The sequence below is a fragment of the Photobacterium arenosum genome, assembly GCF_014841115.1.
GTDB classification, from domain to species: domain Bacteria; phylum Pseudomonadota; class Gammaproteobacteria; order Enterobacterales; family Vibrionaceae; genus Photobacterium; species Photobacterium arenosum.
Map to the genome: position 1 here is coordinate 1 of NZ_JACYTP010000030.1, position 2,682 is coordinate 2,682.

The 2,682-nt window shown below is 40.0% G+C and carries 4 protein-coding genes; 2 read left to right on the plus strand and 2 right to left on the minus strand.

All coding sequences use genetic code 11. The annotated features are described in order from the left end of the window. Positions 1–217 precede the first annotated feature (217 nt). On the minus strand, positions 218–565 hold the full coding sequence (locus IFO68_RS21750) for a hypothetical protein (RefSeq protein ID WP_192017838.1): 348 nt from the start codon (positions 563–565) through the stop codon (positions 218–220). Positions 566–1,021: 456 nt separating this feature from the next. On the opposite strand from IFO68_RS21750, the gene IFO68_RS21755 reads away from it, so the two are divergent. Next, positions 1,022–1,306 (plus strand): hypothetical protein, encoded by a 285-nt coding sequence (locus tag IFO68_RS21755; protein WP_192017839.1) that lies wholly within the window; start codon positions 1,022–1,024, stop codon positions 1,304–1,306. A 38-nt stretch (positions 1,307–1,344) separates the two neighbouring features. On the opposite strand, the gene IFO68_RS22055 is transcribed toward IFO68_RS21755, so the two are convergent. After that, on the minus strand, positions 1,345–2,181 hold the full coding sequence (locus IFO68_RS22055) for an RHS repeat-associated core domain-containing protein (RefSeq protein WP_336510295.1): 837 nt from the start codon (positions 2,179–2,181) through the stop codon (positions 1,345–1,347). 374 nt (positions 2,182–2,555) lie between these two features. On the opposite strand from IFO68_RS22055, the gene IFO68_RS21765 reads away from it, so the two are divergent. After that, on the plus strand, positions 2,556–2,682 hold a 127-nt coding region (locus tag IFO68_RS21765), incomplete at its 3' end, for a transposase family protein (RefSeq protein ID WP_225445388.1).

The window sequence follows — 2,682 nt, forward strand, 5'->3', positions numbered from 1 at the left end:
TATCGCGGATAAATTATCGTCCAAGAAAGTGTTTAGGCTTCAAGCAGCCAGCCATTGTATTTGAAGAAATGACTTTGGCTGCTTGATATTGGAGAGTGTCGCACTTCGAAGTTGAATTCGGGCTTTATCAACAATAGTTTCTAGGTTCACAAATAGGTTTTATACATACTGTTCAGCCAGAGAACCCATAAATACAAATTATTTTTTATCATTTTACCTATCGTCTCTGTGCAAAATATCCGAGTTTTTTCAGATCACTTAAATAATGCTTCTTGAAATAAATGCCACCAGGAACTGATGCAAGAAGAAACAACACAAAGAAATAAATCATATAAATTGGGTTTAATTTAAAACTTTCTCGCCAATCATCGATCATCGTGAGTGCTAAAAATAAAGGGGAAACTAACACACATGCAAATACTGCATAGATAATAAATCCTCCAAAAAATTTCAACCCTCCCCCTGACTTACCTAGGTACAATAAAGATTTTCCATAAATGATAAATCCTCCCCATAGCACAAATGAGTATAATAGAAAATAAATTGCCGTTAATAACCACATCATATTAGAACTGCTGTCCTCCTAATTCACCCACACCCACTGATATGCCTTCAACAATGGCCCCTACAGTATTTCCCGGAGCATTACTTATACTTGACGTACCCAGAGGTCGTCCAATAACTCAGGGCGACCGCATGAGTGCTCAGTGTTTCGCCAATATCAGTACTATCTAGGTTATTTGGTTTTTTAAATCAATAACTAAATAACTCTCACCATCAAATATCCCAAGAATAATATTCAATTTCTTCAATACATTAGAAAAAATTGTTCATATCATCTATATTATCATTTGAATTGAAACATTCGAATAAAACACATACAAAGTGCTGAGGAACAATTAAAGCAAGGATTTCGATTAGCCTTGCTTTTTTCTGGCTTTGGTAGTTTTTTGCATTTATTGAATATCTTTGGGTTGCTACTCATTTTCATACATTATTAGGTTGCAAGATATAATGTTATATGGAGCGGGGAGCATCGATAGATGATCCCCCTTCCCTAAATGCTGTTAAACGTATATTCGCCAATTATTTTCCATCTTTTTTATTCTTTGACCTTAGTCCAGACCAAAATAAAAAAACGGATAAAAGAAAAGAAATAAAGCATAAAATTAATGCTATGTATGGCTGTCTGCACCTAAAGTGTTCATGGAACAAGCTAAACTCATTTTTACAAAAACCACTTGCCAAACTTCCTGAAGAAAAAAACCAAAGCAGCGAATATAAAAAAATAATAATGCTGCAATAGCCAAGAAAATACAGAACTTTGGTATTCACTATTTTCATCTAATATGTATATCCATCGATTGTTGATTGGTTTATTACATCTTGGACGAAAGATTGGCACTGATTTGTCGGTCCCCATCTACCAAGCCCTTTGCCAATTTCCAAAAGTTCATTCACTTTATTTTCATCGACATTATCTACATCTTCACACGACGCAGCTTTTTGTTTATGCCTACCAGTATGATCAGTAACTCCCACAGGGTCACCGGGCAAATCACCACTTTCGTTTCCAGCATTTCCGTCGCCACCGACTGGTCCCATACCAGCTTCCTTGGTGTCAGTCTTGATCCACTGATGGTCTACCGGTGCCCACCCAAAAGCCGGTTGGCTACATATTTGAACTTTCAGCCCCAGTGGATCAATGTACTTCAAGGGGTTGCCGCCCACGTAGGTGTAAGTGTTCAAGCCACCCTGTAATCCGATTGGGTCTGACTGGATGTATCGTCCAAGACTGGGATCATAATCCCGGTATAAATTGTAGTTCAGGCCGGACTCCGCATCCCGGTATTGCCCTGGAAAACCAATGTTGAAGGTGACTGGCTGAGCAGTGCCACCTGTTTTCCCAAACGGGCTCCTCACCTGTTGCCAGATCAGGTTTTGTGCCTGAATCAGTCCGACCGGGGCGGACAGGTGGTCACTCAGCACATCTGCAACCTGTCCATCTACATCGACAGTGACGGGGGCATAACCTGTGGCGCCGTAGGTATAGTCTTTCTGACCCTGAGAGCCGCTTTCACGGAGTAAAGTGTTCCCCAACCAGTAAAACTGCGTTTGCTCACCATTGACGGTTTTGCTGATCCGGCGTCCCAGAGGATCATAAGTATAGGCAGCGGTCACTTCGATGCTGGATGCAGTGTGGTTTCACCATTTCCGGCATCTGCGCGGGTCACCCGCTCGCGCTGGTAACCAACTAAACGTTCTGCGTCGTTGTAGGTGAAGGTTTCGATGCTATTGTTTAATTAGAGTGTTTCGCCAATATCGGTCTTATCTAGGTTATTTGTTTTTTAAATCAATAACTAAATAACTCTCACCATCAAATATCCCAAGAATAATAAAATTCAATTTCTTCAATACATTAGAAAAAAATTATTTATATCATCTACATTATCATTTGAACAGGGCAAGATCATGAACGTTTTTTGAACAAAATAGATCAGTTTGACGATCTGGGCTGGTTGTGATCATATACTCCTTTTTTACGGGAGTTCCTGATGCATATCGATGCTTTTTCTCAATTCTTTTCAGTTATTCAAGACCCACGACAGTCAGCAAAAATATCGTACCCACTGTTCGACATTTTGTTTCTGACCGTATGCGCCACCATTGCAGGCATGGAGG